This window comes from Streptomyces sp. NPDC085946, assembly GCF_044540485.1.
Taxonomy (GTDB): Bacteria; Actinomycetota; Actinomycetes; order Streptomycetales; family Streptomycetaceae; genus Streptomyces.
Window position 1 is genome coordinate 289,026 of record NZ_JBITSF010000008.1, and the last position, 16,158, is coordinate 305,183.

General features: G+C 72.8%; 18 protein-coding genes and 4 tRNA genes. 6 read left to right on the plus strand and 16 right to left on the minus strand.

The window, feature by feature from the left end:
- Positions 1–468: 468 nt before the first annotated feature.
- From ACIF8T_RS18755 to ACIF8T_RS18780, 6 genes are all read right to left on the minus strand, one after another.
- Positions 469–1,326 carry a hypothetical protein gene (locus ACIF8T_RS18755; RefSeq protein ID WP_400036304.1) on the minus strand — a complete coding sequence of 286 codons (858 nt, stop codon included), beginning with the start codon at positions 1,324–1,326 and terminating at the stop codon, positions 469–471.
- 129 nt (positions 1,327–1,455) lie between these two features.
- A complete protein-coding gene (rplA, locus tag ACIF8T_RS18760) occupies positions 1,456–2,181 on the minus strand; it encodes a 50S ribosomal protein L1 (RefSeq protein ID WP_400036306.1) in 726 nt (241 codons plus the stop codon).
- Positions 2,182–2,263: 82 nt separating this feature from the next.
- Positions 2,264–2,698 carry a 50S ribosomal protein L11 gene (gene rplK / locus ACIF8T_RS18765; protein ID WP_028420794.1) on the minus strand — a complete coding sequence of 145 codons (435 nt, stop codon included), beginning with the start codon at positions 2,696–2,698 and terminating at the stop codon, positions 2,264–2,266.
- A gap of 167 nt (positions 2,699–2,865) precedes the next feature.
- The gene (nusG, locus tag ACIF8T_RS18770; protein ID WP_400036308.1) at positions 2,866–3,732 is read right to left on the minus strand and encodes a transcription termination/antitermination protein NusG; all 867 of its coding nucleotides are present in this window, start codon (positions 3,730–3,732) and stop codon (positions 2,866–2,868) included.
- A gap of 80 nt (positions 3,733–3,812) precedes the next feature.
- Positions 3,813–4,100 carry a preprotein translocase subunit SecE gene (secE, locus tag ACIF8T_RS18775; protein ID WP_400036310.1) on the minus strand — a complete coding sequence of 96 codons (288 nt, stop codon included), beginning with the start codon at positions 4,098–4,100 and terminating at the stop codon, positions 3,813–3,815.
- 108 nt (positions 4,101–4,208) lie between these two features.
- Positions 4,209–4,281: transfer RNA gene (locus ACIF8T_RS18780), tRNA-Trp, on the minus strand.
- Between the two features lie 294 nt (positions 4,282–4,575).
- On the opposite strand from ACIF8T_RS18780, the gene ACIF8T_RS18785 reads away from it, so the two are divergent.
- Together ACIF8T_RS18785 and ACIF8T_RS18790 are read left to right on the plus strand one after the other, a co-directional pair.
- A complete protein-coding gene (locus tag ACIF8T_RS18785; protein WP_400036312.1) occupies positions 4,576–5,802 on the plus strand; it encodes a pyridoxal phosphate-dependent aminotransferase in 1,227 nt (408 codons plus the stop codon).
- A gap of 143 nt (positions 5,803–5,945) precedes the next feature.
- The gene (locus ACIF8T_RS18790) at positions 5,946–6,986 is read left to right on the plus strand and encodes an adenosine deaminase (RefSeq protein ID WP_400036314.1); all 1,041 of its coding nucleotides are present in this window, start codon (positions 5,946–5,948) and stop codon (positions 6,984–6,986) included.
- Positions 6,987–7,696: 710 nt separating this feature from the next.
- On the opposite strand, the gene ACIF8T_RS18795 is transcribed toward ACIF8T_RS18790, so the two are convergent.
- On the minus strand, positions 7,697–8,314 hold the full coding sequence (locus ACIF8T_RS18795; RefSeq protein ID WP_400036316.1) for a TetR/AcrR family transcriptional regulator: 618 nt from the start codon (positions 8,312–8,314) through the stop codon (positions 7,697–7,699).
- 105 nt (positions 8,315–8,419) lie between these two features.
- On the opposite strand from ACIF8T_RS18795, the gene ACIF8T_RS18800 reads away from it, so the two are divergent.
- Complete coding sequence (locus tag ACIF8T_RS18800) at positions 8,420–9,052, plus strand: NAD(P)-dependent oxidoreductase (RefSeq protein ID WP_400036318.1); 633 nt, start codon at positions 8,420–8,422, stop codon at positions 9,050–9,052.
- A 19-nt stretch (positions 9,053–9,071) separates the two neighbouring features.
- Here the strand turns inward: ACIF8T_RS18800 and ACIF8T_RS18805 are convergent, their stop codons facing one another.
- From ACIF8T_RS18805 to ACIF8T_RS18830, 6 genes are all read right to left on the minus strand, one after another.
- On the minus strand, positions 9,072–10,127 hold the full coding sequence (locus ACIF8T_RS18805; protein WP_400036320.1) for a UDP-N-acetylmuramate dehydrogenase: 1,056 nt from the start codon (positions 10,125–10,127) through the stop codon (positions 9,072–9,074).
- Between the two features lie 70 nt (positions 10,128–10,197).
- A complete protein-coding gene (locus tag ACIF8T_RS18810) occupies positions 10,198–10,626 on the minus strand; it encodes a MaoC family dehydratase (RefSeq protein WP_400036429.1) in 429 nt (142 codons plus the stop codon).
- An 8-nt stretch (positions 10,627–10,634) separates the two neighbouring features.
- On the minus strand, positions 10,635–11,087 hold the full coding sequence (locus ACIF8T_RS18815) for a MaoC family dehydratase N-terminal domain-containing protein (RefSeq protein WP_400036322.1): 453 nt from the start codon (positions 11,085–11,087) through the stop codon (positions 10,635–10,637).
- A gap of 135 nt (positions 11,088–11,222) precedes the next feature.
- Positions 11,223–11,387 (minus strand): 50S ribosomal protein L33, encoded by a 165-nt coding sequence (gene rpmG / locus ACIF8T_RS18820; protein ID WP_003948671.1) that lies wholly within the window; start codon positions 11,385–11,387, stop codon positions 11,223–11,225.
- An 88-nt stretch (positions 11,388–11,475) separates the two neighbouring features.
- A tRNA-Met gene (locus tag ACIF8T_RS18825) sits at positions 11,476–11,548 on the minus strand.
- A 45-nt stretch (positions 11,549–11,593) separates the two neighbouring features.
- Positions 11,594–11,666, minus strand: a tRNA-Thr gene (locus ACIF8T_RS18830).
- Between the two features lie 284 nt (positions 11,667–11,950).
- Between ACIF8T_RS18830 and ACIF8T_RS18835 the strand changes: the two genes are divergently transcribed.
- On the plus strand, positions 11,951–13,201 hold the full coding sequence (locus tag ACIF8T_RS18835) for an amidohydrolase family protein (protein WP_400036324.1): 1,251 nt from the start codon (positions 11,951–11,953) through the stop codon (positions 13,199–13,201).
- A 69-nt stretch (positions 13,202–13,270) separates the two neighbouring features.
- Positions 13,271–13,927, plus strand: coding sequence for an NAD(P)H-binding protein (locus tag ACIF8T_RS18840; RefSeq protein ID WP_400036326.1), 657 nt, complete (start codon positions 13,271–13,273; stop codon positions 13,925–13,927).
- A 10-nt stretch (positions 13,928–13,937) separates the two neighbouring features.
- Here the strand turns inward: ACIF8T_RS18840 and ACIF8T_RS18845 are convergent, their stop codons facing one another.
- Complete coding sequence (locus tag ACIF8T_RS18845) at positions 13,938–14,150, minus strand: hypothetical protein (RefSeq protein WP_400036328.1); 213 nt, start codon at positions 14,148–14,150, stop codon at positions 13,938–13,940.
- Positions 14,151–15,017: 867 nt separating this feature from the next.
- Between ACIF8T_RS18845 and ACIF8T_RS18850 the strand changes: the two genes are divergently transcribed.
- Positions 15,018–15,221: a hypothetical protein gene (locus tag ACIF8T_RS18850; RefSeq protein ID WP_400036330.1), complete on the plus strand. Its 204-nt coding sequence runs from the start codon at positions 15,018–15,020 to the stop codon at positions 15,219–15,221.
- 50 nt (positions 15,222–15,271) lie between these two features.
- On the opposite strand, the gene ACIF8T_RS18855 is transcribed toward ACIF8T_RS18850, so the two are convergent.
- The gene (locus ACIF8T_RS18855) at positions 15,272–15,685 is read right to left on the minus strand and encodes a hypothetical protein (protein WP_400036332.1); all 414 of its coding nucleotides are present in this window, start codon (positions 15,683–15,685) and stop codon (positions 15,272–15,274) included.
- Between the two features lie 238 nt (positions 15,686–15,923).
- Positions 15,924–16,040 (minus strand) — tRNA-Tyr (locus ACIF8T_RS18860).
- Between the last annotated feature and the right edge of the window lie 118 nt (positions 16,041–16,158).

Sequence of the window (16,158 nt, forward strand, 5' to 3'; positions counted from 1 at the left end):
CGCGGGTGCCCATGTCCTCGTCCCGCGGCGAGCGCGGGCCGTCGAGGGCGACGGTGCCCGAGCAACGGGCGGTCTCCACGCCGTCGGCCCTCTCGGCGCCGGTGAGGAGGGCGGGCCCCGCCGCCGGGCCCTCGTCGGCCCGGCTCGCGGTGCCGAGCTCGTCCGGCCCTCGCCGGCGCCGGGCGCGGACGGGCCGGACCCGATCCGGCTCTCGCCGTCCGGTTCCTCGGCCGCGCCGGCTCCCCCGCCGGTGGACAGGGCCTTGCCGGCGAGCCGGATCTCGGCGGTGCCGTCCGCGCCCTGGTCGAACGCCGTCCTCTTCGTGCTCATGACGGCCGAGGACCTCACGCGCATCGCCGCCCCGGCCCTCCTCCACCCCGGCGACGTCCGCCGCGGGCACCGCCTCCGGGACTGCCCGGTGCCGCAGCCGGCGGTTCCGCCGGCGGGGCCGGTGATCGTCTCCGGCGTTCAGGAGGTCCCGCCGCCGTGGTCCGTCACCAGATCCGTGACGTCCCGCGTGTCGGAGGCCGGGGGCCGGCGGACCTCGACGGGCACGCCGTAGTCGTCGTAGTGCGCGGTCTGGGTCAGCACGCCGGTGGCCGTCCGGGCCTTCTCCACCTTCTTGACCAGCAGGTCCCGCTCGCCGACCCAGACGTCGACGGTCTGGGAGGTGACGCCGGCCCGGGTGAGCGTGGTCCGCAGCCCGTCGTCGGCGACGTCCGCGACCTCGACCGTGCCCGCGTAGTGCGTGGCGCGCTCGCCCCGGACCCGCTCCTCGCCGACCCGCGCCACGTCCCGCGAGCCCAGCAGCAGCCGCAGGGACTGGTTCGGCGTGGTGGTGCGCATCTGGTCCCCCAGGTGGGCGCCGGAGTCGCCGGCCAGGTCGTCCAGGTCGTCGTACGCGTACCGGATCCAGTGCCTGCCGCCCGTCCGCTCGGCGAACCGGTCGCCCATGCGCGCGTAGTAGGCGTCGGGCAGGTAGCGGGCCTCCATGGACGGGGTGCCCAGCCGGCGCATGCTGTCGGCCACGGTGCCGCCGGTGTACGTGAGGGTCAGGACGCCGGTGACGCCGCCGTCCCAGCCGAGGGTGCCGGCGGCCGTCAGGGACATCAGCGAGCCCATGGTCGTGCGGGACTCCACGCGGGCGGAGCCGGCCCGCTCGGTGGCGCGCTCCGCGGAGCGCAGGGCGGCCAGGGAGCGGGTGTGCGCGGCGTCCTGCCGGGCCGGGCGGTCGCCGGGGCCGGAGGAGCTGCAGGCGGCCGCTCCGGACAGCGCGGTCGCCAGCGCGAGCGGCAGCGCGACGCGGCGCACGGTCGAGCACCTCATGTTGTCCCCCCTGTACCGGTCCCGTGACCGCACGCTAACCCGGCGCGTGCGGACCTGTCCCGCAAAGGGAACGGGCCCGGCACCTCGAAAGGTGCCGGGCCCGTGACCGGTTGCGTGGAGCCGTCAGGCTCAGACCGCGGCCGGGTCCTCCTCGACGAGGAGGTTGCGGGTGCGGTTCGGGTCGACCGGGATGCCGGGGCCCATCGTGGTGGTGATGGCGGCCTTCTTGATGTAGCGACCCTTGGCGGCGGACGGCTTGAGACGGAGGATCTCGTCGATCGCCGCGCCGTAGTTCTCCACCAGCTTGCTGTCGTCGAACGACGTCTTGCCGATGATGAAGTGCAGGTTCGAGTGCTTGTCGACGCGGAACTCGATCTTGCCGCCCTTGATCTCGGTCACGGCCTTGGCCACGTCCGGGGTCACGGTGCCGGTCTTCGGGTTCGGCATCAGACCACGCGGGCCGAGGACGCGGCCGAGGCGGCCGACCTTGCCCATGAGGTCCGGGGTGGCGACGACGGCGTCGAAGTCCAGACGGCCCTTCGACACCTCGTCGATCAGCTCGTCGGCGCCGACGATGTCGGCGCCCGCGGCACGCGCGGCCTCGGCACGGTCGCCGGTCGCGAAGACCAGGACCCGGGCGGTCTTACCGGTGCCGTGCGGGAGGTTCACGGTGCCACGGACCATCTGGTCGGCCTTGCGCGGGTCGACGCCCAGACGCAGGGCGACCTCGACGGTGCCGTCGAACTTGGTCGTGGAGGTCTCCTTGGCGAGACGGACGGCCTCGAGGGGAGCGTAGAGCTTCTCCCGGTCGATCTTGGCGTCCGCAGCGCGGAGAGACTTGCTGCGCTTGCTCACTTAAAGCTCCTGTGGGTTCTTAGGAGTCGTGGTCGGGGCCGAGCAGGCCCTTCCACACTTCTGCTGTGCTACGGGGTGGAGGTCAGCCCTCGACCGTGACGCCCATGGAGCGGGCGGTGCCGGCGATGATCTTCTCGGCGGCGTCCAGGTCGTTGGCGTTGAGGTCGGGCATCTTCGTCTGCGCGATCTCGCGGACCTGGTCGCGGGTGATCTTCGCGACCTTGGTCTTGTGCGGCTCGCCGGAGCCCTTCTCCACGCCCGCGGCCTTGAGGATCATCTTGGCGGCCGGCGGGGTCTTGGTGATGAAGGTGAAGGAACGGTCCTCGTAGACCGTGATCTCCACCGGGATGACCCAGCCGCGCTGCGACTCGGTCGCGGCGTTGTAGGCCTTGCAGAACTCCATGATGTTGACGCCGTGCTGACCCAGCGCGGGGCCGACCGGCGGGGCCGGGTTGGCGGCACCGGCCTGGATCTGGAGCTTGATGAGCCCCGTGACCTTCTTCTTCTTGGGAGGCATGTGCTCTCTCCGGGTCCTAGTGAGAGTTTTCCGCCGTCATCCGGTCATCCGGATGGAGGCATACCGCACAACGATAACGGGTATCCATGCGCGGCCAAAAACCGAGCAGGTCAGACAGGCCGTGAAAGCCCGTCTGACCTGTTCGGAAGTTGTACGTCCGGAAGCGGTCAGTTCTTCTGGATCTGGTCGAAGGAGAGCTCGACCGGCGTCTCGCGGCCGAAGATCTCCACCAGGCCCTTGACCTTCTTCGAGTCCGGGTTGATCTCGTTGATGGTCGCCTGGAGGGTGGCGAAGGGGCCGTCGGTGACGGTGACCGAGTCGCCGACCTCGAAGTCCAGCACCTGGACCTCGACCTTGCGCTGCGGAGCCGGCTTGCCCTCGGCCTCGGCGGCCTCGCGGGCGGCCTTCTCCTCGGCCTCCGGGGCGAGCATCTTGACGATCTCGTCCAGGGTCAGCGGGTACGGGTCGTAGGCGTTGCCCACGAAGCCGGTGACGCCGGGGGTGTTGCGGACGACGCCCCAGGACTCGTTGGTCAGGTCCATGCGGACGAGGACGTAGCCGGGAAGCTTGTTCTGCTTGACCGTCTTGCGCTCGCCGTTCTTGATCTGGACGATCTCTTCCTCGGGCACTTCGGCCTGGTAGATGAAGTCCTCGACGTTCAGCGAGACGGCACGCTGCTCCAGGTTGGCCTTCACGCGCTTCTCGTAGCCCGCGTAGGTGTGGATCACGTACCACTCGCCGGGCAGACCGCGCAGCTCGCGGCGGAGCTTCTCGATCGGGTCGAGCTCGGGCTCGGCCTCGACCTCGGCCGCCGCCTCCTCGGCCTCCTCGGCGCCCTCGTCTTCGTCCTCGAAGTCCTCGGCGGCGTCGGCGTCCTCGATGAGGTCGGCGTCGGCGTCGGCAGCCTCGACCTCGTCGAAGGAGGTCTCGGTGTCCTCGCTGTCCGCGCCCGCGACGGTGTCGAGCTCGTCCTCGACGGACTCGGCCCCTTCGCCGCGAGGCTCGACGGCGTCGTTCACGTTCGGGTCAGACACGGTGGCTGCTTCTTCCTGGATACATAGGGGTGGAACATGCGAAAGGAGCGCCGGGTACCTCGGCGCTCTTCGCTCACGACTCAGCCGAACACGTACTTGGCGACGTGGCCGAGCCCGTAGTCGATCACCGTGACCAGGCCGATCATGATGACGACGAAGATGATCACAACGGTGGTGTACGTGGTCAGCTGATTACGGGTCGGCCAGACGACCTTGCGGAGCTCCGCGATGATCTGGCGATAGAAGAGCGCGAGGCGCTTCAGCGGGCCCTTCTTGGCCCGCTTGCCGCCCTTGCGGTTCTTCTTCCGGGAGTCCGGCGCCTCGTCCTGGGCATCAGGCATGTCGATGGAGCCCACGGCGTCCGTCACTCGTCCTCACCTGATTCCGGGTCGTGGCCGTGCCGCGCCCGGTCTGAGCCGCACGGCGGTGCAATGCTGTACGTACATGCGCACACATCCTGGCGAAGGTGTGTGTAGCAGGGCCGGAGGGACTTGAACCCCCAACCGCTGGTTTTGGAGACCAGTGCTCTACCAATTGAGCTACGACCCTTTGTGTGTCCCCAACGTACCGCATCCGCCCGGGTGCTGGGTGTGCACCGGGTGAGCGCGGGCTGTTGGAGGCCAACGAGGTGAGAGTGTACGTGCTCCTGGCCCGGGCGTCGAACAGAAAGCGCCCGCGGGTGGCGCCGAAACGGGCACGGCGGCCGTGCGGCGGCCCGAGCGCGGCCGAAGATCGCCCAGGCCGCGGCGATGATCCGGACTGGTGTTCACGGGTTTGCCCCGTGCTGTTCAGTCCGTGAAACCCGTGTGCCGCGCGCGTTTCCGGTCTGGAACGATGGGCCCCATGAGCGCTGCAACCCCTCCCACCGAGCGCCGGGTCTCCGCCCGAGTCGGCGCGATCTCCGAGTCCGCCACCCTCGCCGTGGACGCCAAGGCGAAGGCCCTCAAGGCCGCCGGGCGTCCGGTGATCGGCTTCGGCGCCGGCGAGCCCGACTTCCCGACCCCGGACTACATCGTCGAGGCCGCTGTCGAGGCCTGCAAGAACCCGAAGTTCCACCGCTACACCCCGGCGGGCGGCCTTCCCGAGCTGAAGGCCGCGATCGCCGCGAAGACCCTGCGGGACTCGGGCTACGAGCCGGACGTCTCCGAGATCCTGGTCACCAACGGCGGCAAGCAGGCCATCTACGAGGCCTTCGCCGCCGTCCTGGACCCGGGCGACGAGGTCATCGTGCCGGCGCCGTACTGGACGACGTACCCCGAGTCGATCCGGCTCGCGGGCGGCGTGCCGGTGGAGGTGGTCGCCGACGAGACGACCGGCTACCGGGTGACCGTCGAGCAGCTGGAGGCGGCCCGCACGGAGAAGACGAAGGTCGTCCTGTTCGTGTCGCCGTCCAACCCGACGGGCGCGGTCTACAGCGAGGCCGAGACCGCGGCGATCGGCCGCTGGGCCGTGGAGCACGGGCTGTGGGTGATGACCGACGAGATCTACGAGCACCTGGTGTACGGCGACGCGGCGGCCGTGTCGCTGCCGGCGCTGCTGCCCGAGCTGCGCGACAAGTGCATCGTGGTCAACGGCGTCGCCAAGACGTACGCGATGACCGGCTGGCGGGTCGGGTGGATCATCGGCCCGAAGGACGTCGTGAAGGCCGCGACGAACCTGCAGTCGCACGCCACGTCGAACGTCTCCAACGTGGCCCAGGTGGCCGCGCTGGCCGCGGTCTCCGGTGACCTGGACGCGGTGGCGACGATGCGGGAGGCCTTCGACCGGCGCCGCAGGACCATCGTGCGGATGCTCAACGAGATCGACGGCGTGCTCTGCCCCGAGCCCGAGGGCGCCTTCTACGCCTACCCGTCGGTCAAGGCGCTGCTCGGCAAGGAGATCCGCGGCAAGCGGCCGCAGACCACCGTCGAGCTGGCCGCGCTGATCCTGGAGGAGGCCGAGGTCGCGGTGGTGCCGGGCGAGGCGTTCGGCACGCCGGGCTACCTGCGGCTGTCGTACGCGCTGGGCGACGAGGACCTCGTCGAGGGCGTGAGCCGGATGCAGAAGCTCCTGGCGGAGGCCAGGGACTGACGACGGACGGACGCGCGGCGGACGTCACGGGAAGCGGGCCGCCCCCTTCGGGGGGCGGCCCGCTCGTCGTCCGCCCGTGCGAGCAAGACCACGTTCGGGGAAAGCGCTACCGGGGCGGCCGGGGCGTACGGCAGGATCACGGAATGGAGCGTGTACGTGATCTGTCCGAGCTGCCGAAAGCCCATCTCCACCTGCACTTCACCGGGTCGATGCGGCCCGCCACCCTGCTGGAACTGGCCGACAAGTACGGCGTGCGGCTGCCCGACGCGCTGACCGACGCGCTCGGCAGCGGCGAGTCGCCGAAGCTGCGGGCGACGGACGAGCGGGGCTGGTTCCGCTTCCAGCGGCTGTACGACGCGGCGCGCTCGTGCCTGCGGGAGCCGGAGGACATCCGGCGCCTGGTGCGCGAGGCCGCCGAGGAGGACCTGAAGGACGGGTCCGGGTGGCTGGAGATCCAGGTCGACCCGACCTCGTACGCGCCCCGGCTGGGCGGGCTGATCCCGGCGCTGGAGATCATCCTGGACGCGGTGGACGCGGCGATGCGGGAGACCGGGCTCGGGATGCGGGTGGTGGTGGCCGCCAACCGGATGAAGCACCCGCTGGACGCGCGCACGCTGGCCCGGCTGGCCGTGCGGTACGCGGACCGGGGCGTGATCGGCTTCGGGCTGTCGAACGACGAGCGGCGGGGCCTGGCGCGCGACTTCGACCGGGCGTTCGCGATCGCGCGGGAGGGCGGGCTGCTGTCGGCGCCGCACGGCGGCGAGCTGGCCGGGCCGTTCTCGGTGCGGGACTGCCTGGACGACCTGCGGGCGCACCGGATCGGCCACGGGGTGCGGGCGGCGGAGGACGAGCGGCTGCTGAAGCGGCTGGCCGACCGGCAGGTGACGTGCGAGGTCTGCCCGGCGTCGAACGTGGCGCTCGGGGTGTACGAGAAGCCGGAGGACGTCCCGCTGCGGCGGCTGTTCGACGCGGGCGTGCCGATGGCGCTGGGCGCGGACGACCCGCTGCTGTTCGGCTCGCGGCTGGCGGCCCAGTACGAGCTGGCGCGCCACCACCACGGCTTCACGGACGCGGAGCTGGCGGAGCTGGCCCGGCAGTCGGTGCGCGGGTCGGCGGCGCCGCAGGACGTGAAGGACAAGCTGCTGTCGGGGATCGACGACTGGCTCGGCGCCCCGGTCGCCTGAAGCGGGCGCAGGCCGGGCAGGACCCGAAGCGGACGACGGCCTCCGGTGGGCGCCGGGTGCGGGGGTCGTGGCGCGAGCCCGGCAGGCCGGTCACGTAGGCGGGGGCCTGTCGGCGGGGGCCCGCCGGCGGCGTGTCTTCGGTGCGGCCCCGGCCGGCTCCGCGGGCGAGGGGCGCGGCCGCCTCGGCGGGGACGTCGCGGCTGCCGGTCAGGAAGAACGTGCGGGCGGGCGTGGTGTGCCGCGGGTCCTCGCGCGGTCCGGCGCGGTCGCGGCGGCGTCGCCGGGACGCGGCGTCGCGGGCGGTGCGGGCGGTGCGGGCCTCGCCGGTGCGGACGGTGGGCGGCGTGCCGGGGCCGGGCCGGCGGCGCGGTGCGGGCCACGCGCCCGGCCGCAGCCGGTGGCAGTGGTGGACGAGGAAGAGGACGAGGACCACGAGCTCGCCGGTGCCCTCTTCGGGCGGTGACCCCGTGCCGCAGCGGGACGTGGACGATCGCGTTCCGGGAGCCGGCGGCGCAGGCGAACGGGCCGGAAAGCCGGCTGAGCCCGTCGTGGTCGCCCATGGGCGTCCCGTACGGCGCCGGGTCGCGCGGGGAGGTGGGGCGCGGCGGGGGCCGAGGTCGCGCGACCCGGTGCCGGCGGGGGCCGGTGCGGGGCCGGAACTGCCGGAGTCCCGGGCGCCTGCGGGGTGCCTCGCGCGCCCGGCCGCCCGGTCACGCCGGGGTGCCGGCGACGGATATCCCGCTCAGCAGGGTGCGGGCCAGGCGCCGGGCGAAGTCGTCGACGTCAGGGCGTCCGCCGGGGCTCATCTCGTAGGCGAAGGCTCGCTGCACGCAGGCGCCGAGCAGGAGTGAGGCGGCGGCGAAGGGGTCCGCGTCGGCGCTGATCCGCCCGGCGGCCTGTTCGGCCCGCAGATAGGCGGCGAGGCCCTCGACGGGCAGGTGCGGGCCCTTGCCCATCTCGCGCATCGCGTCCTCGTGGCGCTGCCGGAGCCGGGGCTCGGCGTACAGGGAGGCCGCGATCGGGAAGCTCTGCTCGTAGAACAGGGCAGCCCGGCGGGCGATCTCGGTGAGGTTGTCCGCCAGGGTGCCCCGCCCGGGCTCGGCGGTCAGGCCCTGGAGCAGTGGTGCGAGCTGGGGCAGCCGTTCCGTCAGGACGCGGACGAACAGCTCCTCCTTGCTCGCGAAGTACTTGTACAGCGCGGCCTCGGAGCACTCGGCGGCCCGGGCGATCTCCTTGGTGGTGGCGCGGGAGAGCCCGGCGGTGAGCAACAGGTGGTGGGCGGCGTCCAGGACCCGCTCGCGCGCCGGCTTGGCGGCCGGTGACGGCATGGCTGCTCCCAGCGGTACTTGACGGGTGGGTGAGTCCTTGCTCACTCTAGGGGAGACCGGGGTGAGTGAACACTCACCCACCGAGGGGAGCAAGGGGAACGCGCCATGAGGTTCACGGTCTTCGGTGCCACCGGAGGCATCGGCCAGGAGATCGTCCGGCAGGCCCTGGACGCTGGCCACCAGGTCACGGCGGTCGTACGGGATCCCGCCCGGCTGTCCGTCGGCGGCTCGGGCCTGGAGGTCTTCCGGGCCGACCTCGCAGATCCGGAGGCGGTGCGTCCGGCGGTGGCCGGGCGGACGGCGGTGTTCTCGGGGCTGGGCGCCCGCAGCCGCAAGGACGCCGGTGTCGCGACCCGGCTGACCCGTACGGTGCTGTCCGCGATGGAGGCGGAGGGCACCCGGCGGCTGCTGGTGGTCAGCGCCGCGCCGGTGGGACCCGCGGCGGAGCAGGACGGCCCTGTCGACCGTGCCGTGCGCGCCGTCGTCTCCGCCGTCCTGAAGGACATCTACGCGGACCTGCGCCGGATGGAGGCGGACATCGCCGCGAGCACCACGGACTGGACGGTCGTCCGGCCGCCGCGGCTGCAGGACAAGCCGGTCACCGGCAGGTACCGGACGGTCGTCGGCGGGGCCCCCGCCCGGGGCCGCTTCATCGGGCGGGCCGACGTGGCGCACGCCATGCTGGCGATGGCCGGCGACCCGGCCACCGTCAAGCAGGGCGTGGGAGTGGCCTACTGACGGCCGCCGGGGCGGGCCGCTAGAGGCTGACGCCGACCGTCACGGGCTCGTTGACCAGCGTGATGCCGAAGGCGTCGCGGACCCCGGCGACGACCTCGCGGGCCAGCGCGAGCAGGTCCTCCGTGGTCGCCCCGCCGCGGTTGGTGAGCGCGAGGGTGTGCTTGGTGGAGATGCGCGCGGGCCCGCTGCCGTAGCCCTTGGTGAAGCCGGCCCTGTCGATCAGCCAGGCCGCGGAGGTCTTGGTGCGGCCCTCCCCCGCCGGGTACGCGGGCGGCTCCACGCCGTCGCCGAGCCGCTCGCGCACCCGTGCGCGGAACGCGGCGAACTCGGCGTCCGTGAGCACGGGGTTGGTGAAGAAGGAGCCGGCCGACCAGGTGTCGTGGTCCTCGGGGTCCAGGACCATGCCCTTCCCGGCGCGCAGCTTCAGCACGGTGTCGCGGGCCTCGGCCAGCGGCACGCGGTCGCCCGGCTCGACGCCCAGGGCGCGGGCCGTCTCCGCGTACTTCAGGGGGCCGGACAGCCCGCCGGCGTCCTCCAGGGCGAAGCGCACGCGCAGGACCACGTACCGCTCGGGGTGGGCTTTGAAGCGGCTGTGCCGGTAGGAGAAGCCGCACTCCTCGTTGGCCAGGACGACCGTCTCGCGGGCGAGCCGGTCGTAGGCGATCACCTCGGTGATCGTCGAGGAGACCTCCTGGCCGTACGCGCCGACGTTCTGGATGGGGGTGGCGCCGGCCGAGCCGGGGATGCCGGCCAGGCACTCGATCCCGGCGAGCCCGGCCTCGACGGTGCGGGCGACGGCGTCGGTCCACACCTCGCCGGCCGCCAGCTCCAGCCGGGTGCCGTCCAGGGAGAAGCCCCGGGTGGCGACGACGAGCGCGGTGCCCGCGAAGCCCTTGTCGCCGACGACCAGGTTGGAGCCGCCGCCGATGACCAGCAGGGGCGTGCCGGTGTCGTCGGCCTCGCGGACGACGGCGATCACCTCGTCGTCGGTCGTCGCGGTGACCAGCCGGGTGGCGGGGCCGCCCAGCCGGAAGGTGGTCAGCGGGGCGAGGGAGGCGTCGTGGAGTTCCTGCACCCGCCCAAGAGTAGTTGCACGCGCGCGAGGCCCCTCGCACGCGTGCACCCGTGCGCCCCCGGGAGTGCCGTCAGGCCAGCCGTACGACCGCCCGGGAGATGCCCAGCACCTTCTGCCCGGCGCTGGTGGCCGTCAGGTCCACGCGGACGGTGTTGTCGTCGAGCTTGGCGGCGACCTTGCCGCTGACCTCGACGGTGGCGCCCCGGTCGTCGTCGGGGACGACGACGGGCTTGGTGAAGCGGACGCCGTACTCGACGACCGCGCCGGGGTCGCCGGCCCAGTCGGTCACCACGCGGATCGCCTCGGCCATGGTGAACATGCCGTGCGCGATGACGTCCGGCAGGCCGACCTCCTTGGCGAACCTCTCGTTCCAGTGGATCGGGTTGAAGTCGCCGGAGGCGCCCGCGTACCGGACGAGGGTGGCGCGGGTCACGGAGAACGTCTGCGCGGGCAGCTCGGTGCCGACCTCGACGTCGTCGTAGCTGATCTTCGCGGTCACGGTGGTGATCACGCCTCCCCGGCCGCGCGGGCCACGAGCTTGGTCCAGGCGGTCACGACGTGCTCGCCGGCCTCGTCGTGGACCTCGCCGCGGATGTCCAGGATGTCGTTGCCCGCCATCGACTTCACGGCCTCGATGGTCGAGGTGACGGTGAGCCGGTCGCCGGCCCGCACCGGGCGGCGGTAGGCGAACTTCTGGTCGCCGTGCACCACGCGGCTGTAGTCGAGCCCGAGCTGCGGGTCCTGCACGACCTGCCCGGCCGCCTTGAACGTGATGGAGAACACGAAGGTCGGCGGGGCGATCACGTCGGGGTGGCCGAGCGCCTTGGCGGCCTCCGTGTCCGTGTACGCCGGGTTGGCGTCCCCGACCGCCTCGGCGAACTCACGGATCTTCTCCCGGCCCACCTCGTAGGGCTCGGTGGGCGGGTAGGTCCGCCCCACGAAGGACTGGTCGAGTGCCATGTGCCCGGCACCTCCTGATCTCTGCTGCGGTTGAGCTGCGGCCGACGCCGACCGGAACCGGCCGGTAACCGGCGGCCTGAAACGACGCGAGGCCGCCCCCGACGATACGGGGACGGCCTCGCGTACGAGCCTGATTTATCGCGTTTCGCGGTGCGCGGTGTGCGCGTTGCAACGCGGGCAGTGCTTCTTCATCTCAAGACGGTCCGGGTTGTTACGCCGGTTCTTCTTGGTGATGTAGTTCCGCTCCTTGCACTCCACGCAGGCCAGCGTGATCTTCGGGCGGACGTCGGTGGCAGCCACGTGAGTGCTCCTTGACGAACGGGTTGACTTGATTAACGCATAAAGAGTAGCCGACCGAAGGACCGACCCCGCAATCGGCTACTGAGAGTAGCGGTGACCGGACTTGAACCGGTGACACAGCGATTATGAGCCGCTTGCTCTACCGACTGAGCTACACCGCTTTGATGTGGTCGGACCCCGCCTCGCGGCGGGAACCGTCACACCAGAGCCCCAAAACGGAATCGAACCGTTGACCTTCTCCTTACCATGGAGACGCTCTGCCGACTGAGCTATTGGGGCGAGCGATGAAGACATTACACGCTCTGCCGCCGTTCGCCCAAATCCGTTTCCCGGTCCCCGGCCGGGCCCGTTCCCGGACCCCCCGGGAGCCCCGCGCGTCGCCGCCGTCCCGCCTCCCGCCTGCACCGGACCGGGGCCGGAGGGCGGGGCGGACCACGTTGGTACGACTATTGCGCTCCTCCCCGCGACGGTCCGGCGGCCGTCCTAGGCTCGACTCACTCTGCGTGATCTTGCGTCCCCCGTGCGCGACCCGAGCCCCGAGCCCGCCGAGCCCCTGGAGCACGATGCCCGACAGCCGGCCGCAGCCACCGCCGCCGCCCTCGTCCCCGTCGGGCCCCACCGGCCCGGCCGCGCTCCTGCTGTGCGGGGCGCGGCTGACCGACGGACGGACCGTGGACGTACGGCTGTGCGGCGGGCGCATCGAGGCGGTCGGCACGGCCGGCAGCCTCGCGGCGGGCGACGCGCGCGCACGCGTGGACCTCACCGGCTACCTGCTCCTGCCGGCCCCGGCCGAGCCGCACGCCCACGCCGACACGGCCCTGTCCGCGGACGCCTGCGGCCCGCTCCCGTACGACCCCCGGGACGTCGAGCGCCGGGCCACGGAGGCCGCCCTGCTCCAGCTCGGGCACGGGGCGACGGCGCTGCGGGCGCACGTGCGCGTGGGCGGCGTCCAGGGGCTGGGCGCGCTGACCGCCGTGCTGCGGGCGCGGCGGGCGCTGGCGGGGCTGGTGGAGCTGACGGCGGTGGCGGTGCCGCGCGTGCTGACGGGGGCCGCGGGGGCGGACGGGCTGGCGATGCTGCGGGACGCCGTGGAGATGGGCGCCGCCGTGGTGGGCGGCTGCCCGGACCTCGACCCCGACCCGACGGGCCACGCGGAGGCGGTCCTGGAGGTGGCCTCGGAGCACGGCTGCCCCGTCGACCTGCACACCGACGCGGCCGACCCGGCCCGCCTGGCCCGGCTCGCCGCGATGGCGGGCGGGCTGCGCCCCGGGGTCACCCTGAGCCCGTGCGGCGGCCTGGACCGGCTGCCCTCCGACGCGGCGTCCCGGACCGCGGACCGGCTCGCGGCGGCCGGCGTGAGCGTGGTGTGCCTGCCGCAGGGCGGCTGCGGCGGCGTGGACCGGCGCGGCACGGCCCCGGTGCGGCTGCTGCGCGCGGCGGGGGTGCGGGTGGCCGCCGGCAGCGGCGCGCTGCGGGACCTGTCCAACCCGGTGGGCCGGGGAGACCCGCTGGAGGCGGCGTACCTGCTGGCCTCGCGCCACGGCCTGCCGCCCGAGGACGCCTACGACGCCGTCGGCGGCGCGGCGCGGGCGGTGCTGGGCCTGCCCGGGGTGCGGGTGGAGGCGGGCTTCCCCGCCGAGCTGCTGGCGGTGCGCGGGGACCGGCTGGCGGGGGCGCTGTCGCTGGGGTACAGCCGGATCGTGGTGCACCGGGGACGCGTGGTGGCGCGGACCAGCGCGGTGCGGGAGTACGGCAGTTCGGCGGCGTCGGTGGAGCGGGGGCTGCCGCGGCAGGGGCGCGGGGAACCGTCGTAGCGGCGCCCGCGCCGGGGCGGGGCCGCGGTCGTGCGGCGGATGCGGTGGGCGGGGCGTACGGTCGAAGGCATGCGCATTGTCATCGCTGGTGGTCATGGTCAGATCGCGCTGCGGCTGGAGCGGCTGCTCGCCGCGCGCGGGAACGAGGTGGCGGGCATCATCCGCAAGGCCGAGCAGGCCGACGATCTGCGGCAGGCGGGCGCCGAACCGGTCGTGCTCGACCTGGAGTCGGCGTCGGTGGAGGAGGTCGCGGAGCGGCTGCGCGGCGCGGACGCGGCGGTGTTCGCGGCGGGGGCGGGCCCGGGCAGCGGGGTGGCCCGCAAGGAGACGGTGGACAAGGCCGCGGCGGTCCTCTTCGCGGACGCGGCGGTCCGCGCGGGCGTACGGCGCTTCGTGGTCGTGTCGTCCATGGCCGCCGACCCGGAGCACCGGGGCGACGAGGTCTTCGACGTGTACCTGCGCGCCAAGGGCGAGGCGGACGCGTACGTGCGCGGCCTCGACGCGCTGGACTGGACGATCCTGCGCCCCGGACAGCTGACGGACGACGCCGGCACCGGCCTGGTCCGTCTGGAGGCCCGCACGGGCCGCGGGCCGATCCCCCGCGACGACGTGGCCGCCGTCCTGGCGGAGCTGCTGGACACGCCCGCGACGGCCGGTCTCACCCTGGAGCTGATCAGCGGGTCGGTGCCGGTGTCCGTGGCGGTGAAGTCGGTGGCGGGGAACTGAGCGACGCCGGTCAGAACAGGGGCAGTTGCCCGGGGAACTCGGGTACGGCGTAGCCGTCCAGCGACGGCTGCTCCACACCCGGCAGGGCGTGGCGGCGCGAGCCCGGGCAGGAGGTCAGCTCGCCGCTCGCCCGGGCGCCGGGCGGGTCGTGGCGCGCGTACCGCCCGGCCACGACGGCGATCTCGCGGCGGCACACGGGGCAGGCTCGGCGGCGCGGGGACATGGGGCCAGTGTGCCAGCCGCTCCGGCGGCCCACCGCTCTTCTCGTCCTGCCGTTTCTTCTCACCCTGTCGTTCTTTTCGTCTCGTCGTTCTCTTCGTCTCGCCGTTCTCTTCGTCTCGCCGTTCTTTGGGGCCTCCTCCCTTTCGGTCTGTCTTTCCTTTCGGTGCCGTGCGGGACCGTGGCGTGGATCGCCGCATCGGGACAACGCGTTGCGGATGATCGTCACCTCCCCCCCGCCCTCCCATCGGAAGGCCGGTCCCCGCCATGGCATTCGGCATGCTGGAAGTGGAATTGCCACCTCTTTACTGCCCGCTGGGATCCGGCGTTCACCCGCACGTACGGCAGATCGAGGAACGGGCCGTGGAGTGGATCGACACCGGCGGCACGTGCGCCACGGAACACGAGAAGGCGTGGGTGATCGCCACCCACAGCGCCGACTTCTACGACCGTTTCGCCCCGGTCGCCGACGACGACCGGCTGCTCGCGGCGGCCCTGCGGGGGCACTGGGTTTCGCCTTCGCCACCAGGACCAGAAGGGTGTGCCCCAAGGAAGGCGTCACCCTGCACGACCCGGTCTTCGTTTCCCTTTCCTCTTTTCCCTCTGCGCGTCACACGATGTCCGTGCCGACCGTACCGATGTCCCGGAACCCGGCCTCGGGAGATGACCGGGGAGTCCGATCATCGCGGCACGGGGAAATCAAGGGAGATTTGCCGTCCGGCCCCTTCGAGGTAATGCGGCATTTCCTGGGCAGGTGCGGCCGACGGCGCCCACCAGGCTGGATTCCGCCTGCTCTTTCCCTGCCTCCTTCCCCTTTTCTTCCTTCAGTCGGAGGTTTTCCATGTGGCTGCGGGTACGGTGCCTTGCCGTCGTGACGCCGGCCGCGTTCGCCCTGACCGCGGGCGGGGCGGTGACGGCCACCAGCACCTCTGCGGTCCCGGCACCGGTCGTCGACGAGCCCGCTCCGCAGGGCTTCGGCCACGGCGGCCACGGACGGCCGCTGCATTTCGGCCCGTTCGAGTTCCCGCGGTACGGCTCGCTCTCCGGCGGCTTCTCCTGGGGCGCGCGGGACTGATGGGACGTAGGCACCGGGAGCCGGCTGAGGGCCGCCGCCGGAACGGCGCGTCAGCGTTTGGGTGTAGTCGCGCCGGCGATGAGCACGGCGAGGCTGTAGCCGAGCACGATGTCCAGACGCTGCACCGGCATCGTCAGCAGCCTCTCGGCGGTGCCGGTGGCGCGTTCCCTCGGCGTGGACACGGACGCCACCATGTACATCACGACGACCGGGAAGATACCGAAGACCTGCGGCCCGACCCGCTCGAAGGTCGGCTCGGAGTCGTGGAACATCGGCTTCAGCAGCAGCCGGTCGCAGCGGTCGGCCTCGTCCATGACGTGGCCGGGGACCAGCAGGGTGGCGCCCTCCCGCGCCGGCCGCTGGAACACCAGCCACGACTCCCGCCGCACCATGGGGTCCGGACCGACGGCCGGCTCGTCCGTCACCAGCAGGTCGGGCTGATGGGCACCCCTCAGGACAAACACCCTGTATCGGTCGAAGTCACGCTCACGGACGGCTCGGCCGGCCGGGTCAGGCCTCGCGCCGGGTCACGGCCCAGGCGATGTCCCGCATCTGGCGGTACGCGTCGGGGGGTGAGCCGCGCGCCGGCACCGCAGGCCGTGTGGAGGCACTGGGAGCGGTATAGCTGAGACGTGCCTCACACGCCCCTGCCCCGTGCACGAAAAAGACCCCCTCCGTGATCGGAGGGGGTCTTCCCCAGTGTGGCGGCGCCAGGATTCGAACCTGGGAAGGCTGAGCCGGCAGATTTACAGTCTGCGCGGCTTCGCCGCCCCCATCTGGGAGGAACCGGCTCTGCGACGGTCTAGCCCCACCACCGCCCCATGCACGGCGCGGCGAGTGGTAGGCGCGCGGGGCCTAGACCTCGTCATCCAGCAGGGGTGCAATGCCCTCCTGCGTCCAGTGACCACCGGCGCGGGCAAGTAGCGATTATGAGGTG

Excerpts from the sequence above, each read along its gene's own strand:
- ACIF8T_RS18755 (WP_400036304.1), bottom strand. The coding sequence starts at position 1,326 with ATGAGGTGCTCGACCGTGCGCCGCGTCGCGCTGCCGCTCGCGCTGGCG.
- rplK (WP_028420794.1), bottom strand. The coding sequence starts at position 2,698 with ATGCCTCCCAAGAAGAAGAAGGTCACGGGGCTCATCAAGCTCCAGATC.
- ACIF8T_RS18785 (WP_400036312.1), top strand. The coding sequence starts at position 4,576 with ATGAGCGCTGCAACCCCTCCCACCGAGCGCCGGGTCTCCGCCCGAGTC.
- ACIF8T_RS18790 (WP_400036314.1), top strand. The coding sequence starts at position 5,946 with ATGGAGCGTGTACGTGATCTGTCCGAGCTGCCGAAAGCCCATCTCCAC.
- ACIF8T_RS18795 (WP_400036316.1), bottom strand. The coding sequence starts at position 8,314 with ATGCCGTCACCGGCCGCCAAGCCGGCGCGCGAGCGGGTCCTGGACGCC.
- ACIF8T_RS18800 (WP_400036318.1), top strand. The coding sequence starts at position 8,420 with ATGAGGTTCACGGTCTTCGGTGCCACCGGAGGCATCGGCCAGGAGATC.
- ACIF8T_RS18815 (WP_400036322.1), bottom strand. The coding sequence starts at position 11,087 with ATGGCACTCGACCAGTCCTTCGTGGGGCGGACCTACCCGCCCACCGAG.
- ACIF8T_RS18835 (WP_400036324.1), top strand. The coding sequence starts at position 11,951 with ATGCCCGACAGCCGGCCGCAGCCACCGCCGCCGCCCTCGTCCCCGTCG.
- ACIF8T_RS18840 (WP_400036326.1), top strand. The coding sequence starts at position 13,271 with ATGCGCATTGTCATCGCTGGTGGTCATGGTCAGATCGCGCTGCGGCTG.
- ACIF8T_RS18845 (WP_400036328.1), bottom strand. The coding sequence starts at position 14,150 with ATGTCCCCGCGCCGCCGAGCCTGCCCCGTGTGCCGCCGCGAGATCGCC.